This is a genomic window from Mariniflexile maritimum (assembly GCF_009746565.1).
Taxonomy (GTDB): domain Bacteria; phylum Bacteroidota; class Bacteroidia; order Flavobacteriales; family Flavobacteriaceae; genus Mariniflexile; species Mariniflexile maritimum.
This window is the reverse complement of the sequence record NZ_WRPN01000006.1, coordinates 22,907-42,485: the sequence shown is the minus strand read 5'-3', so window position 1 is coordinate 42,485 and position 19,579 is coordinate 22,907. Positions and strand designations below refer to the sequence as shown.

Genomic DNA, 19,579 nt, shown 5'->3' with positions numbered 1-19,579 from the left:
ACTTTTAAATGTTCTTAAATCAAGTTAAAATCCTACACTTAGTCCCAAAGAGTATGTTTTAAGTATTGGGTATCTATCATACGTGCCATCTGGGGGCAATCCATAATCTTTATATGGGTTAAAAAGAATGAATGGATTTATGGCCACCAAATTCAGTTTAAAACTGCTAACACTTAACTTTTCTGCAATGTTTTTTGGCAATGAATAGCTTAGATTGATGTTTCGGATATTCATCCTTAAGCTACTTACTTCCCAAAATTCAGAAGGCACCATGTTTATGCTCGAATTGTTGCCATGCATATTAGGAATGGTTCCTGTTGGGTTCAATACTTCATCATACATATTTGCCCAAAAAGCAGGTCTATTTTCGGCATTTTGAACTATTCGATCACGAGCAATTCGGTTTCTAGCGGTACCGCTTACCAAATTATAACCTCCCCAATCTACACTTAGTACTGTATTTAAGCTAAACTGCTTGTAAGCAAGTCTGAAAGTTGAAGAAAAACCTGTTGGCCCTTTTGAGCGTTTTTTTAATTGAACTTGATCATTAACATCAACTATTCCGTCTTTCTCTGCAAAGGTTCCAGTTGCAGGATCCCAAGCCCCTCTTACATCCCTATAATAAAGCATGCCAGGTTTTAATTGACTTACCGTTTTGCCTAAAATTTGCGTTATTCCTGTATCGGCTATGTAATTATCTATATCAGCCTGTGTTTTGAACATACCTACATAGTCGTAGCCCCAGGTTCCAATGTCGGTTGATTGTCCGGGCTTGTTTTCCCATGGTCTAAAATATGGCGTATCGGCAAAATCTCCTTTAATTAATTTATTGTTGGACCAACCAATGTTAAAGTTTGCCCCATAGCTAAAATCTTTACCTACGTTATCACTCCAACCTAAAGAAATCTCTGTACCCCAAGTGTCAAACTCGCCATAATTTACTGGTGTTGTTGCTCCGCCCACTGTAAAAGGGACTGCTTGGTTTAAATTAATAAAGATATTGGTGCCTATATTGTAGTAAGTTTCGATGTTTGTTGACAATCTGTTATCAAGAAATGCCGCTTCAAACCCAAAGTTTGTTTTTAACTCATCGCTCCAATGTATGGCAGCATTTGCTGGAGAACTTGCCCTTAACCCTGGGGAAACGCCTGCATCACCTCCAAAAACGGCCCCTTTATCAATTTGAAAACCAAACTTTTGAAGATAAGACCATGCTTTTACATCATCTTTACCTAACAAACCAACCGAGCCTTTAAATTTAAGGAAGTCGATGGTGTTTGATTTGAAGAACGCTTCTTTGGATATGATCCACCCACCAGATACAGAGTAAAATTTACCCCAATAATTATTGGGTGCAAATTTAGCTGAGGCATCCGATCTGAAAAGGAATTCTGCGAAATACTTTTCGTCATAATTATAGTTTGCCCTACCAATATACCCTAAGTCGCCCGATTCGCCTGCCCAGTTAAAAGTATTATCTAGGGCACCCGTTGCTTGCCATAACATTCCTGTGGACCATATTGGCGCGCCTTCTTTAAGAATTCTATCTTTATTATAAGACGTTTCTGATTTTTCTATTGCAAAAAAGGCTGAAACACTATGTTTCCCAAAGTCTCGAGCATACGAAGATTGAAACCGTGTTTGCTCCCGTCGATTTGTAATGTTATCAATAAGAATCCTGTCCCCATTTTTAATTTCTGTCGATCGTCTTTGGGTATTAACACCTAAAGGCCCTGAACCACTTTCGTAATATATAAAATTATCGTTAGGACTTCCGTCGGGGCCATTAAATTCGTATATAGGATATCTAAATCCTAATTGATTACCTCTACTATGTGTTTCTAAGCGTGAATAAGAACCTCCTATTTTCAAGCCTTTAATAAATGGTATTTCATATTCAACATTGGCATTTACCGTTACGTTGGCATCAGCTGTTTTAGCTAGGTTGTTTAAACGTTGGATTTCCTCGTAGTGATACCCCAACAATGCAGAACTTTGTGAACCTGCAAGTTGTACGGGCAAACCATTGATGTACATTGGTAAAAATGGTGCCCTATTTTGTAATTCTTGAAAGTCGTCCTCTTCATCTTCGCCCCCTACTTTGTTGAAGGTTTTGCTTTGATCGGTAAAATACCCCGACACTTGAAAATCGGCTGTGAAGCCTCTTGCCAACGTAACATTCGATCCTGCTCTAAACGACCATCTATCATAGTTTAATGTTCCTAAATTTCCTTCTTGGGTATAATAGGAAATGCCCGCAAAATAAGTACCCGTATCGCCACCGCCAGTTATATTGGCATTATGTCTTTGTGAAATAGCAGACGTCCAATTATCTTCCAAGAAATCATAATCAAGGGTTTTGAAATATTCTAGTTCGTTGGGTGTGAAAAAATAAGTTCTATTTGGAGTTGGACTTGCAGGGTCGTAAGCCTGACCCGCACCTCCAGGGCCGTTTAAAATATTAAAGGTTTTTCCATATTCATAAGCATTCATCATTCTAGTTCGGTATGTTTCATCAGCTATCGAATAGTTTCCAGTATATGAAAATTTTGCTGGCCCTTTTTTGCCTCTTTTAGTTTTAACCAAAACAACGCCCTGTGCAGACCTTGAACCATAAATGGCCGCTGAGGCATCTTTTAGGAAAGAAATACTTTCAACCTCGGAAGCGTCCAAATTATTAAACTGTGTGGAATCGTTGAATCCTGTGTCGGGATCTATTTGAATAACACCATCGATAACATATAATGGACTATTGCTACCACCATCTTTAGCGAATGTTTGAGGATTACGGATTGTAATTTGTGCTGCGTTACCTGGTCTTGCTTCACCTCCTGATACGCTAACACCTAACACACGGCCAACAAGTGCCGAGGCTAAATTTCCAACTGGCAGATCTTCAATCTCACTCATCTTAACCGTAGCAACAGAACCTGTAACTTCTTGTCGTTTTTGAGTACCATAACCCACTACCACTACCTCATCGAGGGTAGAAGTGTCTTCTTGCAACGTTACATTTATTAAAGTTTGCCCCTTAACAGCTACCTCGAGTGTTTTCAATCCAATAAAAGAAAATACAAGGGTTGCATTGTCCTTTACGGGAATTTTGTAATTTCCATCAAAATCGGTAACTACACCATTAGCCGTACCTTTTTCAACGATGTTTACACCAGGTACTGCAACTCCTGCCATATCCACCACTGTTCCAGTAACGATTATTTTACTACTCGTATTTTGCGCAAAATTTGACAGACTTAATAGCCCGAACAACAACAAAATACACGCATTGGAAAATGTTTTTTTCATACTTGTTTGTTTAGTTTAATAATGTTTAGTTTTTGAAAAAAGATAGTAATCGATTACACCGATACTATATTTAAAACGTAAAGATGGCAATATAAATAATAATTCAGTAGTAATTTTGGACGGCGACCAATTTTATAAATGTTTTTTTAACACTTTCATACATGTTCATTTATAAAAAAAGTATTTAAAGTACGGCGTAAAGGTGGCTAAAGGCCGTATCAATAGGGCATCCAGACAGTCATATCGCCCTTTAACCTATTGCCCCAACTAAAATAGGGCACCAAGTTTATCTGCACCATTTCTTTTTCCTTAGCAATGGGTCGATATAGGATTTTATTCCAATCGTTAGGCTGTACAAACGCCTTTGCTTTTATTGCCAGTACGGTTCTGTTGGCAATAGTTTGCTTATGGGTTTCAAAATTTGAATGTATATCCAATGTAATTTGGTTTATATCGGCTTGTTGGGAAATATCCTCCGATTCCAAGCAGTAAACCAGCGGCCCTCTTTTTACGGCCACTTGGTTTTTGGTCTCTTCCACCAATGGGTTGGCTTGCATCAATTGTACGTCCATTGGCATGTTCAATTCAATAACATCTCCCCTCTTCCATTTATTTGAAAGCTTCGTATAATTTCCTGAAACAACTTCTTCGGAAATTAAATGTCCGTTTACAGAAATTGTAGTGCCTTGGCTCCATCCCGGGATTCTAAGAAACACGGAATAATCCTCTTTGGGTGCATTTATGATTTTTAAAACAACTTTACCTTCCCAAGGGTAATTGCTTTGTTGCTCAATTTCAATCTTATCACCGTTTAGGGTTTGTGATTTTAGATGATTGCTACCATACAAATTTACATACAACCCTTCCTTTGAAAAATTATAAGCGTAATTGCTAACCTGTGCCAAGGTACGCGTTACATTGGGCGCACAGCAATTGGACCAGGCAATATAACCTTCGCGGGCATTGCCCCAACGTTGTTTAAATGGTAACTTTTCGGAAACGTTTAAGGGGTTGTTATAGCAGAATTCCGTGCCTTGAAGACTGATGCCCGACAGGACGCTGTTGTATAGCGCCAATTCCATCACATCGGCATATTTGGCATCGGCAGTTAATTGCAGCATGCGCCAGTTCCAAAGCACATTGCCAATATTAGCGCAGGTTTCGGTATGCGCCGTGGCATTTGGCAACTGAAACGGACGGCCATAAGCTTGATGTATTTTTTGCACTTCATCAGGATTGTAGGAGGTTCCATCTGGCGAAACCCCATCATACAAGGCACCGCAGGCTCCCGTAATGTACATTTTTCTATAGGCAACATCTTCCCAAATAGATTTTAGGTTTTCCATTAATTTTTCTTCGCCCGTTTCAGCATATAAATCGGCAATACCTGCGTATAGATAATTGGCTCTAACTGCATGTCCCATAGCGGTGGTTTGTTGCCTAAACGGAATGCGATCTTGGTTATCATCGGTACCATCGTTCGTGACGCCCCTAATATCAATTAAATTATTTGCCAATTCCAAATAACGCGGGTCTTTTACGGTGCGGTACATTTCTATAATACCCATGTAATGCGACGGGCAAATGGCATTTCTGGCCAATTCGGGGGATGCTTTCTTATAAAAATCGTATAAATAATTAGCAACACCCTTGGCTACCTCCAAAAAATTGGTTTTTCCGGTAGCCCGGTAATGGATACATGCCGCCGTCATTAAATGCCCCATGTTGTACTTCTCAAAACTCAACTGCTTTTTAAGTTCTTCAGGGCCCAAAGTTCCCCAACGTTCTTCAATCAAAACAGGCGTGTTTATATAACCGTCTTTTCTTTGGACCTTGGCAAACATAGCAATAGCTTCATCCATTTGCTTATCCAATTCAGGATGTTTAGTAATGGCGTAAGCCGAAGCCATCCCTTCCAATATTTTATAAAAATCGCCATCATGAAACGAGGGCCCTGCATGTTTACCTTTCATTTCGCCTGAAGCAATTTTGAAATTGGCATAAGCATGCGAAATGGAATCGTTATGGTACAGATCCCACATATAGGGCAAGGTGTTTTGAACTTCCACATCAAATTGTTCTTTCCAAAAACCATTTGTCCATGTTACATCCTGAAGATTTACACTTTGCAATTTGGTGTATGGACTTTTGGAATTGGCAACCAAACCCTTATCTTGGGCAAAAAGTAAGACGCTGGCTAAAAGAAAGCTTATAAAAATGCTATTTTTTATCATTTGAACTATTTTATTTAACGTAAACATTTATGAGGCGTGTCATCGAATCGTTATCGGCATCTTTTACTGAAATTTCAAAAGAAGCCATGCCTTGTTTTAAGGCTTTAAATTGAAGCGTCTCCTTCCTTAAAGTTATGTTTCCATTGGAAACTTTTGAAAAACCATAAACAGGTTTCTTTTCGAAGCCCTTAAAATAATCAGCTAATGAAAGCTCTAAGGTTTCCCCTAAAGTTACAAAAAAATGGGGTTGCGTCATCCAATGTAAGTATGCTTCAAGTTGGGTGTAACCGTTTTTATCATCATCGTTATTGGCATCTGAAAAATCATTTTTAGCTGAATTTTCATTTAAGCCCTGTGCTTTCTCCCACCAATTTGGAAGCCCATCATGGTCTGTATCCCAATGTTCAGGCCGGGTGTCGCTTTTAAATTCTGGCCATCCGCCAGCATCCTCAACGGTATCGATCATACCCGGCAATCCGCTTTTACTGCCTTTAAAACTGTATGTTCCCTTTAAGGTTTCTTCTACAATACGATTGTCGTGCCTATCAAAAAAGGGTTGATTTGCCCCCACATCCGACAGTACATTTTTATAAGCTTCGTTGGCCGATTGCGTGTTTACAAACGATTCAAAAAACGGTGCCTCAACAAAGGTTTCATAATCAACAACAGCCTTGTTTGTTAATTTGAACGTTCTACCCTTTTCCTGCGTTTTTTCATTAAAATGACCGGGCATCACATTGCCTTCAAAATAGTATTGTTGTTTTCCCTTGCCAACGCCTTCATGTTGGGCGTTCAGGGCGAAAAATATATCGGAAGATGCTCCTGGTTTATAATAATTACTTACAAAATTGACTTGGTTGGCGCCACCGTCGGTTGTTCTGTGCCCCCAATTATATACCACGTTATTTCTTATATCAATTTTCCCGGAATAAAAACCATCGCCGTTCAATCCGCCGCCAATGCTCCAATTCCTGCCATAATTATGTGCCAATAAGTTGTGGTGAAAACTGCCAATATCGCCACCAATGGTAGCTGCGTAACCGTGCATTTTACCAGCTTCGTATTTATCATGTCCCGCTACATTTAAAGCTTCGGAAATTAAGGTACGCTGTAAAGTAATGTTGTGTGCACCACGCGAACTGAACGATTCATCAATGGTCCAACTAATGGAACAATGGTCTATAATACTATGGTTGGCACCCGTAAGCCCCATCCCATCAAAGGTGGTTCCAGAGCCAATACGAACTTTTAGGAAACGAACAATACCATCATCGCCCGTTAAACCAACGGGGGCGCGACTGATGGTAATACCCTCGCCGGGAGCGGTTTGGCCAGCAATGGTAATATAAGGCTGGTTGATAACCAACCGCGATTTTAACGGGATGTTTCCAGACACATTGAACACAATGGTGCGTGGGCCAATATCTTGATTTACAGCATCGCGCAAACTACCGGGGCCATCGTCATGCAAATTGGTTACCTCAACCACTTTGCCGCCACGGCCACCAATGGCAAAACGGCCATAACCTTCCGCACCGGGAAATGCCAGTTGTGCCGGTTTAAACTTCCAAACATTGCCTTGGGTTACGTTGCCTGTGCGGTCCACTTCATCAACACGCCAATAATAGGTTGCCATGCTGTAGAGGTTGTTTACCGACAATTCATTTTTAGCTAGGTTGCCCTTAAATGTTTTTGAATTTTCATTGGCTACAGAAACGGCCTTTTCATCGTCACCAAAATATACATGATGCGCTACTGCTTCCTTTGGAGATTGCCATTTTAACATCAAATGGTCATCACAAACAACGTGTTCATCGGCATGTTCCGGAAATGGTGAATGTGCTTGTTTCTTAATATCTGGTGTATCAATTTCAAAACCATTAATGACCAATGGCGACCTATCGGCGTTTGAAGCTACTTCAAAACGAACCACAACATCTTTGTTCGCTTCGGCATTAAACGTCACATACGCTGTTTCAGCTTCAATTTTTGCAAAAACGCGGTTGCTTGGGGTGATGGTTTTTACCTGCTCGTTATTCACATAAATGGTTATGGGTGCAAATGATTGTTCACCAACCTTATCAAAAGTATTATGAAAGGTTAATAATGAATGTTTTCCTGCGCTTAATCCACTGATTTTAAATGTTAAAGATTCATTTGAAACCAAGCCATCACTTACCAAACGCGCATAATGTGGCGCACTCATCCCGAGTTTAAACCATTTTGAAGTGACATGTCCTTTTAGCTGAATAGTTACGCCATTAATTGTTTTTGCATCTTCCTTTAGCGCGTTTATAACCCATGATTTGTAGTAGGGATCGCTAACTTCTTCAGTTCTTCGTCCTGAAAAATCAAAATCGACCTTCACAACCTGTTTTTCTGTGGTTGGCAGGGTTTGACATGGCGCATTTAATACAAAGAATATTGAAATGCAGGCTATTTGCACTATGTTTTTAATCATTTTTATTTAATTCAAATTCGTTTTTTCTTCAATTGAAAGTTCCAGTACATTCTGGATATCGTGTTTCCTTTCCTCAGGAATAACTTTTAAAAGTTGAAGCTTACCGTTTTCAAGTTTTGCCTCAATGGTAGTATTGTTGGAGGCGTGCAACTTAAAATGCACGTTCCAATTTTTTGGCCATGCAGGAAACAAATATATTTTTCCGTTGGCTTCCTGCAACAACATATCCTGCATGCCAATCATGCCGGAACCGCCCCAATTGTGGTCTGGAACCCAATCGAAACCTGGGCCCCAAAACGCAGGAAAACGCCTGCCGGCATTGGCCATTTTTAGTAGATTGTATTTTGCAGCTTCACCGGTTAAACCCAACCGGGCCGCAAAAATATTATCCTGCTTCCAGCCAATATGACTTCTAAATTTCAACACATCTTCATCTAAAAAGTAGGTGTTTTGGGCCACTTCCAAATCTGGTTTTCCAACGCCATACAATTCCCAAGGAAATACAGGGTATAACTGTGCCGCTTCGGTATTGTTGAGGCGCTCCCAGGATTTTGCAGGCGATAAAACGGTTTGGTGATCGATTTCCCTGAAATTTAACGGCGGGATTTTATTTTGGAATGCTTTTAGATACGCCACTTCTGCCTTTGTTAAACTTTCACTTGAAACTTTTAATAGCTTTTCCGATATTACCTTTAAAGCTGAAATAGTACTAGTGGCGTTGTTTGCCATTTTATAGGTTTCTGCCCCAGAACCGGGGTACAACACCAAATGCCCATTGGCATCCAAGGTTTTTCTTCCGCGTTTTTTGGCCAAATATTGATAATGTTCATCAAAAAATCGCAAGCAACTTAAAATGAAGTCATTGTACTTTTTAACGTCTTTATTTGCGTACTCGTTTTGTTCCAACATCATGTTACAAAACTCGAATACGGTGTCCCATTGGTATTCCAACCAGGCGTTGTATTGCATACCGGGATCGTAATCTTCGGGTCGTTTCCACTCGTATTCAGCGGGGTTTGGCAATCCGAAATTTTCCAATTGCTCGGTAAACGCTGCACCTTTATGGTTCCAGTACACCTCGCTTCGCAATTCGGCGTTTTTTTGAAGTGTTACATAATAATCCAATTGCGCATCCATCATATCAAAATCGCCACTTTTCAGCATCGGAAAATATACCAAGCGTTGGTTTTGTTGCGTCATGGTGCCACCGCCCCAATTTCTAAAATCGGGCGTGAAACTTAATTCAGAATTAGTAAAAACAGGATCGTAAGTGAACAAACCGCCATTAAATTTGGTTGGGTATGTTCCGTAGGCATTACAGCCCAACATATAGCGAAACAATTGGTAATTCTGCCCTATTTGATAAACGGAATCCTGTTCTTTTGAACCATTGTTTTGCGTAAAAATAAAACTGCGCTTCCAAAAGTTGTTCCACCATACTTGGGTATTCTTCTCTGCCTTTTTTTCTTTGGATTTGTATGCTGAAATTTGATCTTTCAATCCGTTGTTCCAATCCAGCGCATTTTCAGATTGATTGGTGTGCAAAAACAGTTTTAGTTGATGCTTTTTACTTGGTTTGATACTTTCCAAACGAAAGCCTTTAAAATCGGTATCCTGGTAAACCCCTGAATATGTCCCCGCCTTTTTCATATTTAAACCCGTTATAAACCCACCAAAAGTTAAATGTTTCAACGGATTCATCATTTGGCCTTTAACCGATTCCATTTTTTGCTGTTTTACGGCCACATCAAAAACGGTTTGTTCCCTGTTTCTATGATAAAATTTAAGGCCCCCATTTTCAAAAGCAATGGAATCTTGATAGGTAATGATATCGCCCTGTGGCGCCCATTTATAGGAATTGGCATTGTTTTCCTTTCCTTTTACGTCGCGGTTTTTATAGCGCCAACTTTCATAGGAAGCTATCATGTTTACAGGAACATCACTTTCAGCATCCAAATGGATAACAGGGTTAAAAACATCTACCCAAAGCTTTATTTTGGTATTATTTTGAGCAACTGTAACATAACCGTCCTTTAAAACCAATTCTTGACGAAACCCTTCGTTATCCTTAAATGGATTCGGTTCTAATTGAACTTTTACACGCCCTAATTTCAACAAGGTATTATGCTCATCAAACGTGCCGCTTCTTGAAACATAGAAATATACATTGCCGTTTTCAACCCAAACGTTCAACCCAATATCGCCACCGCCTAACGGCATCGATTCGGAGGAATTTTTGCTTTGGGCTGTCCAAACTTGATTATAACTTTCAAGCACAGGAATTTGCGCTTCCGCGGAAAGCGTAAAAACCAAAACCATGAAAATTATGAGGTGTTTCATTCTTAAAATCAATCTTTATACCAGGTATCTGTTCTGAAGGACGACAGTGGCAAGCCACCAACGCTAAAAATTTCGGCCGTGGTAAAATCCTTAAACAAATACCGAACCGCTACGGGTTTTTCCACTTGGGGCGATGAGAGCAATACCGACTTACTTCGCAAAACCGCTTGTGCTGGATAAAACACTTGGTCCTCGCCCGCCATTTCAAAACCTACAACTTCCTTATTATACGCCGTTATACCGTTTGGCACATTGTTAAACGACACGGTTACGGTGCTTCCTTTTATTTCCATGGTGTTGAACTCCGGACTTTCAAATTCAAAGCCGCTCATGCCATAGGTTTTTGCCAGGGCCAAATACGCCAATCGGCTGCCGCCTTTTTGTTTATCTACGGGGTGGATATTGTCCTTTTCACCAATATCCATTATAACTGCCATGGCAGCGTTTGGTATTTCTTTGGAAGCCTGCCATTGTGCTTCGCGCAAATAAGCCGAATTGTATTTTGCCAAATAGGTGTTTTTATGGTAACGCGTATAATCAAACGGGGCGATTTGAACGAAATAAAAGGGAAATTCACCTTGGTTCCATAAACCTCTCCAACCTGATACCATTTTTTTGAACAAGTCCTTATATTCAAATGGCCTGTCGCGGTTCGATTCGCCTTGGTACCAAATGGCGCCTTTAATGCCGTAACCAATGGTGGGCGATAGCATACCGTTGAACAAGGTGGTCGGTTCGCGGTTTGGGGCTTCCTTAAAATCTTCCTTTTTTGTGGGAATGCTTATGTTTTTAAAGTCTTTAAGCATTTCGGCATTCATCCAAGCTTCCACATTGGAGCCGCCATAGGACACTTCTATCAACCCCACAGGAACGTTTAAAACTTTTTGTATCAAGCTTCCAAAAAACCAAGCGGTTGCGCTAAAATTTCCTGTAGTTTGTGGTGAGGCCACTTGCCAACTGCCTTCAAAATCATCCGTAGGCGACAATACGGTTGCCCTTGGCACGCTTATAAACCTGATGTTGTTGTTTGCCGAATTTACAATGGCTTCATTACCGCCCAAAACCGGTTGCCCCGTAAATCCCTTTAATGGCATTTCCATATTGGACTGCCCCGAACACAGCCAAACTTCGCCAATAAGCACATTTTTAATGGTTTTGGTTTCCAAGCCTTCCTTAATCACAATTTCAAAAGTGCCGCCGGCCACAGGTGTTTTTACTTTTGTTGTCCATTTACCTTGCTTATCAACATTTACTTGATATGTTTTAGAATCCCATGAAGTTGTAATCGAAAGGGTGCCGTTTTTGGTTGCCCAACCCCAAATGGGCGTTTCCATTTGCTGTTGCAACATCATATTATCGGTAAACAAGGCTGGTAATTTTATTTCGGCATATAGCTGAAACCATGCCGAAAAGCAAAAAATGGCAATACTAATTAGTTTTTTCATGTTACTTTCTTATTTCTTTTTTAATGGTTATTTTTCCTAGTAATCCTGCTTTCAATAGTGGATTTCCTTCCAATCGATACGGTGCGGTGGTCCAAGTTAAACGGTCTTTTTCAGGTAGTTTTTGGTCGCCCATCAAGCGGTTTGCCCAGGTATTGGTCACTTTTATTTCCAAGGTATTTTCCCCTTTTTTCAGGGCTTCGGAAATATTGACACGGTATGGAAACGTCCAAATAATGCCACAATTTTTTCCGTTTAAAATGACTTCTGCCAGGTTGTTGATGTCTTCAAAATCCAGATACAAATCTTTAGTTTCAGATGTATGCAATTGGAAGGTTTTTGAATAGCTAACGGTTCCTGAATAATATGCAATGCTATCATTTTCAGAAGTGCTCCAATCAAACAGTTTATTGATTTTTATTGGGTTTGAAGGCCCGTTGAACGCTTTATCAAATTGAAGGATCCAATCTTCATTTAAGGTTTCAACCGTTTCAAAATCCGACCAATTTTGTTTTCCGTTTGAAGATTTCTCTCTTGTTGGCGCTTTAAAAATAATGAAAAACGATTCATTTTTATCAAATTGCAACGGCATGATGGTGCGTCCGTTTTCAATTTTCCAGTTTTTAATTTCCGTTTCAACACCTGTTATGGGATGGTATAAATAAGGCGTTCTTCCTGAAATTCTAAAAGATAAAATCCGATTTACTTTTTCTTCCAATTGATTGGATAAAAAATAAATATCGCTATCGGCATTTCTTCGATGGGTCCATGCCATGCTTTGCGGTTTTTCATTTACCAAAACGTCTGGAACAAATCCTAATTTCTCAAAAGTTTGTTCTACATAAGGCAACTTTACCACAATTCCTTTTCCTAAGGGCCATTGTTGTGTTCCGTTGCCATTCCATAATTCGTCAATCACGTTTTGCCATTGTTCTTTTTCTGAAGATGATAAAAAACCGGTCATTTTAGTAGGTTTTTCAGCAATGAAAATGGTTGCGCCTTCTTTTACTAAGGCCAACATTTTTTGGGCCACTTCCAAAGACATGATATTATTGGGCGATAATTTTCTGCTCCCCAGAAACAATAAGGCACTGTATTCAATACCGCCCCTAAAAACCACTTTGCCGTTTATTACTTTGGCGTCATTCAACAATACATCGGCATTAAACGAGGTATATTTATAGCCATTTAAGGCATTTGTCCATGCGGATAAATCGGTGCTGTTTTTTGAATAGCGCACTTCCTTTGGCATGTTTGCGGACGGTTGCCCCATATTTTCTAATCGTGCTTTTTCTGAAGCTATGCGCTGCTCGCCAAAAATATTCGGGATAGACGGCACCAACCTATCGGGCAACACCGACCTTGACGGAATATCTTCACCTGTAAAAACGGCCAAATCGATAACAGGATGTCCTTTTTGAAGCTGAAACTGTACATTTTTACAATAATCGAAAAACGCTTTGCCGGGTTTCCACCAGGTTTGGTCGCGCTGAAAAAAGGTTCCAATGGGGTCCAAAGTCATGCCCGGTTTTCTATCCAACCACGGATTATGGACAAACACGTGATAAAAAAAACGGTTGATGCCCAAGGCATAATTTCTATCGGCCAAGGTTTTTAAATTGCCCGGATGCTCGTCCCAGTCCATGCGAAGTTGCGTAAAAGCTTCCGCTTGAATAATGTCCTTACCGTAAATATGGCCGCCAGAAATGGCATCCAACATATCAAAAGGTTTATCGTGCGTGGGGCTTCTAAACCAAAATTCGCCGCTTGGGTAATCAATGTACTTAAAATGCAACAAGGCATCACTTGTCATGGTGGGCGCCACGTTTTCTGAACTGCATTTAACGCCTGCTTTTTTAGCTTCATCGGCTAAAGTTCCAAAGAAATTATCGGCAATTAATTCGGAAATGGTTTTTCTAACATCGTATAGAATACTTTCCGAAGTTTGTACATCATTTAACGGAATGCCCGCCATCACGGGTAAATATGCAACAATATCGTAACCACGGCGCTTTTTAAATTCATCTCGAAAAACGGGCGACCAATTTTGGCTGCCACATTCCCAACTATCCATATGCAGGATTTCAACAACTTTTGAAGCCAGTTCCGGGCCAGCAGTTCTTAGCATTTCGCCAAACCATTGGTCCAGCTGAAAACGAATGGCTTCGGGGTTAAATTTATCAACCTCCAAGCCTTTTCCTGCACCACCCGTGGCGTTTTCATGGCCTGTGGAGGTATGCCCAAAGCGTAGGATACGCCACGTTCCTTTTGAAATTTCCCAGTTTAAAACGCCCTTGTTATCCATAAAATGGGAAATGTTGATCATTTTGGAAGCATCAACACAATCTTCGTTTGTTATTTTATTTTCCGTTGTTAAGGAACTAACGCGCCAAACAGCCCCCGATTTGCCTTGATAATTATCAATTAAAGGCTCGTTGGAAAGGATGATTTTTGCCACCTTCAAACCTTGGTTCCATTTAGCTGAATCTAAATCTTCAGCTCCAGGTTCGGTTCCTTCAGGATTATAAACAAACCGGAAATATTTGGCCGTGGTTGGAACAATGCTATGGGTGTAAAAGGCATCGGTATCTTGCCAACCGTGGCGCGGTGTTTCCAACCTGCCCAAACTTTTAAAATTTATACCATCATCGCTAACTTCAACCAATAAGCGGTGTGCTTGGTAATTATTCCCTTGGGTTTCAATTTGAATGGATTTACAAGTAAATGGTTGTTCAAATTCATATTGGACCCAACCAACTTCGTTTAACCTGAATTGTGTTTCTTCCTTTGAATTATCGGTTAAAAACACCGCAGTTTCGTTATTCGAGGTGGTTATTTTAGGTTGAATGTCTATGGACGTTTTAAAAGCTTCATTAACAGGAATTGCAAAGGTAGCGATGTCTTTATAGTAAGTTTCAAAATGTTGGGGAACTGGCAGTTTTAAATTTCTCGTACTATTTTCAGAAACAAGCGTATCGGCCCAAACTACTTTTTGCATGGATAGTTCTGGCGTAATCCATGGCCCGCCGGCAACGGCAAACCCATCGGCGGGATGGAACGCTATTTTCAGCCCCAACCTGTCCGCTTCGGTCAATGCCCATTGTACCATGTCCCAAAATTCTTTGCTCAATTGTAAAACGGGTGGGTCCATCAAAGGTGGGTCGGTTGGCCCTTTAATGGTCATTAAATAAGCGCCTCTTAAGCCAGCACTTTTCATGGCTTCCAAATCGGCCGTAATCCCTTCTTTGGAATAGGCACTTTTCAGCCAATACCAATACACCCACGATTTTGCGGTTTCTTGGGTTGGCTTAAAATAAGATGTACTAATCTCTTGGGTTTCCTTGCATGAAAACATCCATAGAACAACCAAAAACAGGAACAGGTATTTTGTTGTTTTTTTCATTTAATATTGAAATGTGTTCAGGGCTTTTTTCAATCCTTCTTTATTCGATTTAAACGGCACTAAATAAAAACCGTAGTCGTAATTTTTAGATGGAATTTGATATTTTTCCAAGGGTGCCGCTATGGGCGACCAACTATCGTTACCGCCAATGCCCATCTGGATTAAATCGATATTTACGGTTAAAAATCCTGCATCAACCAAATCGAACGTGTGTTTGGCTTCGCTTAAATTTTCTTGGGTATAGGGCCAAACGCCCATGCTTAAGGGTTGCTGTTTTGCAACTATCAACAATCCTTCGTTTTGATTTGTTGTTGAGCAGGACAACCAACGCACCTCGGTTCTATTGCCGTTTTCCTGTGGCATGACGTAGGGTTCGGTGAATTTTTCCAACGGAAGCGAAAAACGTTCAATAGTAAATCCGTGATTGCGGTCGATGTAGTTTTCCAACGCACCTTTGCCGTACCATGAAATTTGTTTGAAATTGTTTTTAATGCCCATTTGCATACCTATTTTTGGAATGTTTGGTAATGCTTCCGAAGCTTTTAGTTGATAACCCACTTCTATAATGCCATCAGGTTTTATGGCATATGAAACCCTTACTTGAGCACTGTCTTTTATTACTTCATAATTAGAAATGACAAGTACTTCATTGCCTGATTTTTCAGTTTTAATTGAAATTAGTTTCGGTTTTGCTTCATACCAAGGTTTTAAAACTTTGTTTGGTTTCCAACCTTTCTTATCGTTATCGGTTAACGGACGGGTGAAATTTGGTAATAACGGCGCGAAAATTTGTTCTGTTCCGTTGAAAACATAGGAAGTTAGTGCGCCGTCTTTTTTATTGATATCGATATTGAATAATGCTCCTTTTATTGAAATAATTTCATTTGATTCTATAGCTAAAATTGACTCTTTATTTTTTGAAAGATATGATACAACATCTTTCTTCTGTAATAAAAATTGATCTTCCGCAACAACAAATCCTTTTTTTGCCCAAATTTCATCGTGGGCCAATTGAAATTGAATATTTAAAAAATATTCTGCGCCCGATTTTAACTTTGGCAGAAACTTTTCAATATTGAAAACCGTTTCTGTTCCTGCTTCTACTTTAAAACGATTTAACTCAACTTCCTTAATAACATGGCCCTTTTCAAGAATTTGCAACACAGGTATGTAATGTTCCAACGATTGTGTGGCCTGACGGTTTTTGATGGTCAATTGGTTTCCATCCAAACTACAGGTAACCGGTTGATACACCCATTTGTTCTCGTACATCGCTGCTTTTGGCCGGCCATCGGAAGCGACAATACCGTTAATGCAAAAATTACCGTCGTGCAGTTTTTCACCAAAATCGCCACCATAGGCATAAAATTCCTGTCCGCTTTTTTTATCTGTTTTTAACAACCCTTGGTCTTTAAAATCCCAAATACAACCACCAATAATTCGTGGTAACGAACGAAACTCATCCCAAAGTTCTTTTAAATTTCCTGTGGAATTTCCCATAGAATGTGAGTACTCTACAAACAAAATGGGGCGTGTATCCGCCTTGGCATCCACTAAAAACTTGGGGGTAAAAACACCGGGGTAAAATCGACTCACCATATCCACATAAGGTTCATCCTGTGGGTTTTCAAAACGGTGGGCGTGGTCAACTGTTTTGGGGTATCTTGGGTCGCGTTCATCAATGTAACCATCCAATCTTGGGTTGCCTTGCGCAGGTTCATAATGTACGGGTCTGGTAACATCAAAATCGTGGGTCCAACTGGCCATGGCTGCATGGTTTGGACCTTTTCCGGCTTCGTTACCCAAACTCCAAAATACCACACTGGGGTGGTTTGTATCGCGTTCAACCATACGTGCCATACGCTCTAAATACGCATGCGTCCATTGGGTATCATTACTTAATTTTCCGCCTAAACCATGTGTTTCTAAATTAGCTTCGTCCATAACCATCAAACCATACGCATCGCACAACTCATAAAAATAAGGGTCGTTTGGATAATGGCTAGTTCTTATGGTATTGAAATTGAATTGCTTAATGGTTTTTAAATCATCCTCAATATCTTGCCGTGTTAAGGCTTTTCCGCGGATGGGATGATGATCGTGACGGTTTACACCATAGATGTATGTTTCTTTTCCGTTGATTAAAAGCTTGCCATTTTCTTTGGAAAATTCAATAGAACGAAAACCGACCTTACACGATTTTACTTCTGAAATGTTGCCGTTTTCATCTTTTAAAACCATCACCAAAGTATATAAATTGGGTGCTTCAGAACTCCACTTTTTAGGGTTTTCAATCTTTTTTTCGAAGAAACCAAAACGCACATTATCCAATCGCGGATAACTTTCATTAACAATTGCTATGGCCAAGGTATCGATAGGTTTGTTGAAAAGCGGTTCGTTTTCAGCATTGTACAATTGAAATTCAAACGAGGCTTTTTTCACATTTGCACCCGTTAGGTTTTCAAGTTTCGGACGCAATTGAAACACGGCATCTTCATACTTTTTATCCAATTTTGTTTGATAGAAAAAATCCTGGATGCGCAATTTTGGTTCGGCCATAACGAACACTTCGCGCTGAATGCCACTCATACGCCAATGGTCTTGGTCCTCTAGATAGGCCCCATCACTATAACGCATCACTTGAACCGACAATATGTTTTCACCTTCCTTTAGATATGGTGAAATATGAAACTCGGAAGGCAAACAACTATCTTCGCCATAACCCACAAATGCGCCATTTAACCATACTTGGAATGCTGAACTTACGCCACCAAAATGTAAGGTTACCGTCATGTTGTTCCAGTCACTTGGCACTTTAAATTTGCGTTGATAGGAGCCGATACCATTGGTATCCTTAGGTACAAACGGCGGGTTTACGGGGCGAAACGGATACACTGCGCTTTTATAAATGGGAATATCATAACCTTTTAATTCCCAATTGGAAGGCACATCTATTGTATCCCAATTCTTGACTTCCTGTTTGTAAAAATCTTTAGGAGCTTGCTGAAGATTTACCGCATATTTAAAATCCCATGTACCATTTAGCATCAATAACCTACTTTTCTCCCGGTTACCTTCCAAAGCATCGGCTACGGTTTTATATGAATAGGCCGTTGCCCTTGCCGGCTGCCGGTTAATGCTGGTTACCAAAGGATCTTCCCATGGTGCAAAACTGTATTTTTTGGGCGTTTCTGGAATGCCAGCAGGTTCGCCACTAACGGTTTGGGATGTTGCCATCCAAAAACCACCAATCAAAAAACATATAAGAATGTTACTTTTTTTCATCATCAAGCTTTACAAAATGCAAATTACTTTTACCAATATCCTTAGAGGTTGCTACCGCGATACCACGCTGTTGTTTTTTGTTTACGGCACAATAAAAATGATACACAATACCATTATCTTTCACGACGAAGGATTTATGTGCGAATAAGTTATCATAATCTTCGGTTGAATTGATCAAATCATCGCCTTCCCAATCTTTCCAATGTATTAAATCGTTTGAAACTGCAAAACGATTAAAAGCACCTTGGTCCCAACCGGTCCAAAAAGCACCAAAATAAAACATCACCCAGGTATTGTTGATTCGTTGGATAAAAGCATCGCCCGAAATACCTTTATGATGATTAATCAACGGTTTATCGCCATAACGCTCCCATTGTTTCATATCGTTGGACACTGCCATGGCAATACGTTCCGCACCTTTAGCAGGATTGATACTATCGCCCCGCGCATTGTAATACATGATAAATTCATGCCCCGTTTCTTTAGCAACATCGCGAATTACCGAACTTTTGTACATGGTGCTATTGTCCCACCATTTAACGTTTGAATCATGCGGAGACAAAACGGGTTCTGGCAGCCGTTTAAACTCGTGTGCCGTGGTTGGTAAGTTTTCAGAATAAGCCATGCCCATTGATAAAATACCTGCTTCATAACCAGTGGTATTGCCGCCAAAATAACTCATCCAATACTTATCATCATATTTCTTCCATTCATAAGAACCGCCCCACGTGGGGTCTTGCAAAGCAATGTATCCAGCTTTTTGGTTCACATCCCATTCCGTACTATCTTTTGAAAACGACATCACTTTCCCTAAATGTTTCCAATGGAGTAAATCATCACTTTCTGCCAACCAAGTTTCATAACCTCTACCTTCAAAAATCAAATAGGTCATATACCATTTTCCATCTTTTTTGAAGACACTTGGACAATCCATTTTATAGGAATTATCGGTTGGCACCATCACCAAGCCGTATTTATAAGGTGTTTTAATTTCGTTGTAAATCTCTAGCATGACATCGTTTGTGATATCACGTTTTTTATATTTTGAAGTTCCACATCCAATAAAAACTATTGAAATTGAAATAATGATTACGTTTTTTAATTTTCTCAT

The 19,579-nt window shown here is 40.0% G+C and carries 8 protein-coding genes; all 8 read right to left on the bottom strand.

Annotation, left to right across the window (positions count from 1 at the left end; translation table 11 throughout):
• Nucleotides 1-24 precede the first annotated feature (24 nt).
• A complete protein-coding gene (locus tag GQO80_RS09545; protein ID WP_157208134.1) occupies nucleotides 25-3,303 on the bottom strand; it encodes a SusC/RagA family TonB-linked outer membrane protein in 3,279 nt (1,092 codons plus the stop codon).
• 218 nt (nucleotides 3,304-3,521) lie between these two features.
• The gene (locus GQO80_RS09540; protein ID WP_157208133.1) at nucleotides 3,522-5,537 is read right to left on the bottom strand and encodes an aceric acid hydrolase; all 2,016 of its coding nucleotides are present in this window, start codon (nucleotides 5,535-5,537) and stop codon (nucleotides 3,522-3,524) included.
• A gap of 10 nt (nucleotides 5,538-5,547) precedes the next feature.
• Complete coding sequence (locus tag GQO80_RS09535; RefSeq protein WP_157208132.1) at nucleotides 5,548-7,998, bottom strand: pectate lyase family protein; 2,451 nt, start codon at nucleotides 7,996-7,998, stop codon at nucleotides 5,548-5,550.
• Between the two features lie 6 nt (nucleotides 7,999-8,004).
• Nucleotides 8,005-10,338 carry a DUF5703 domain-containing protein gene (locus tag GQO80_RS09530; RefSeq protein WP_157208131.1) on the bottom strand — a complete coding sequence of 778 codons (2,334 nt, stop codon included), beginning with the start codon at nucleotides 10,336-10,338 and terminating at the stop codon, nucleotides 8,005-8,007.
• An 8-nt stretch (nucleotides 10,339-10,346) separates the two neighbouring features.
• Nucleotides 10,347-11,783: a sialate O-acetylesterase gene (locus tag GQO80_RS09525; RefSeq protein ID WP_157208130.1), complete on the bottom strand. Its 1,437-nt coding sequence runs from the start codon at nucleotides 11,781-11,783 to the stop codon at nucleotides 10,347-10,349.
• Nucleotide 11,784: 1 nt separating this feature from the next.
• Complete coding sequence (locus GQO80_RS09520) at nucleotides 11,785-15,183, bottom strand: glycosyl hydrolase (protein ID WP_157208129.1); 3,399 nt, start codon at nucleotides 15,181-15,183, stop codon at nucleotides 11,785-11,787.
• The gene (locus GQO80_RS09515) at nucleotides 15,184-18,471 is read right to left on the bottom strand and encodes a glycoside hydrolase family 2 TIM barrel-domain containing protein (RefSeq protein WP_198037754.1); all 3,288 of its coding nucleotides are present in this window, start codon (nucleotides 18,469-18,471) and stop codon (nucleotides 15,184-15,186) included.
• The gene (locus GQO80_RS09510; protein WP_157208128.1) at nucleotides 18,455-19,579 is read right to left on the bottom strand and encodes a glycoside hydrolase family protein; all 1,125 of its coding nucleotides are present in this window, start codon (nucleotides 19,577-19,579) and stop codon (nucleotides 18,455-18,457) included. The genes GQO80_RS09515 and GQO80_RS09510 overlap by 17 nt, the downstream gene beginning before the upstream one ends.

Bases quoted from the DNA above. Each gene is read 5' to 3' on its own strand.
- GQO80_RS09545 (WP_157208134.1), bottom strand. From the start codon at position 3,303: ATGAAAAAAACATTTTCCAATGCGTGTATTTTGTTGTTGTTCGGGCTA.
- GQO80_RS09540 (WP_157208133.1), bottom strand. From the start codon at position 5,537: ATGATAAAAAATAGCATTTTTATAAGCTTTCTTTTAGCCAGCGTCTTA.
- GQO80_RS09535 (WP_157208132.1), bottom strand. From the start codon at position 7,998: ATGATTAAAAACATAGTGCAAATAGCCTGCATTTCAATATTCTTTGTA.
- GQO80_RS09530 (WP_157208131.1), bottom strand. From the start codon at position 10,338: ATGAAACACCTCATAATTTTCATGGTTTTGGTTTTTACGCTTTCCGCG.
- GQO80_RS09525 (WP_157208130.1), bottom strand. From the start codon at position 11,783: ATGAAAAAACTAATTAGTATTGCCATTTTTTGCTTTTCGGCATGGTTT.
- GQO80_RS09520 (WP_157208129.1), bottom strand. From the start codon at position 15,183: ATGAAAAAAACAACAAAATACCTGTTCCTGTTTTTGGTTGTTCTATGG.
- GQO80_RS09515 (WP_198037754.1), bottom strand. From the start codon at position 18,471: ATGATGAAAAAAAGTAACATTCTTATATGTTTTTTGATTGGTGGTTTT.
- GQO80_RS09510 (WP_157208128.1), bottom strand. From the start codon at position 19,579: ATGAGAAAATTAAAAAACGTAATCATTATTTCAATTTCAATAGTTTTT.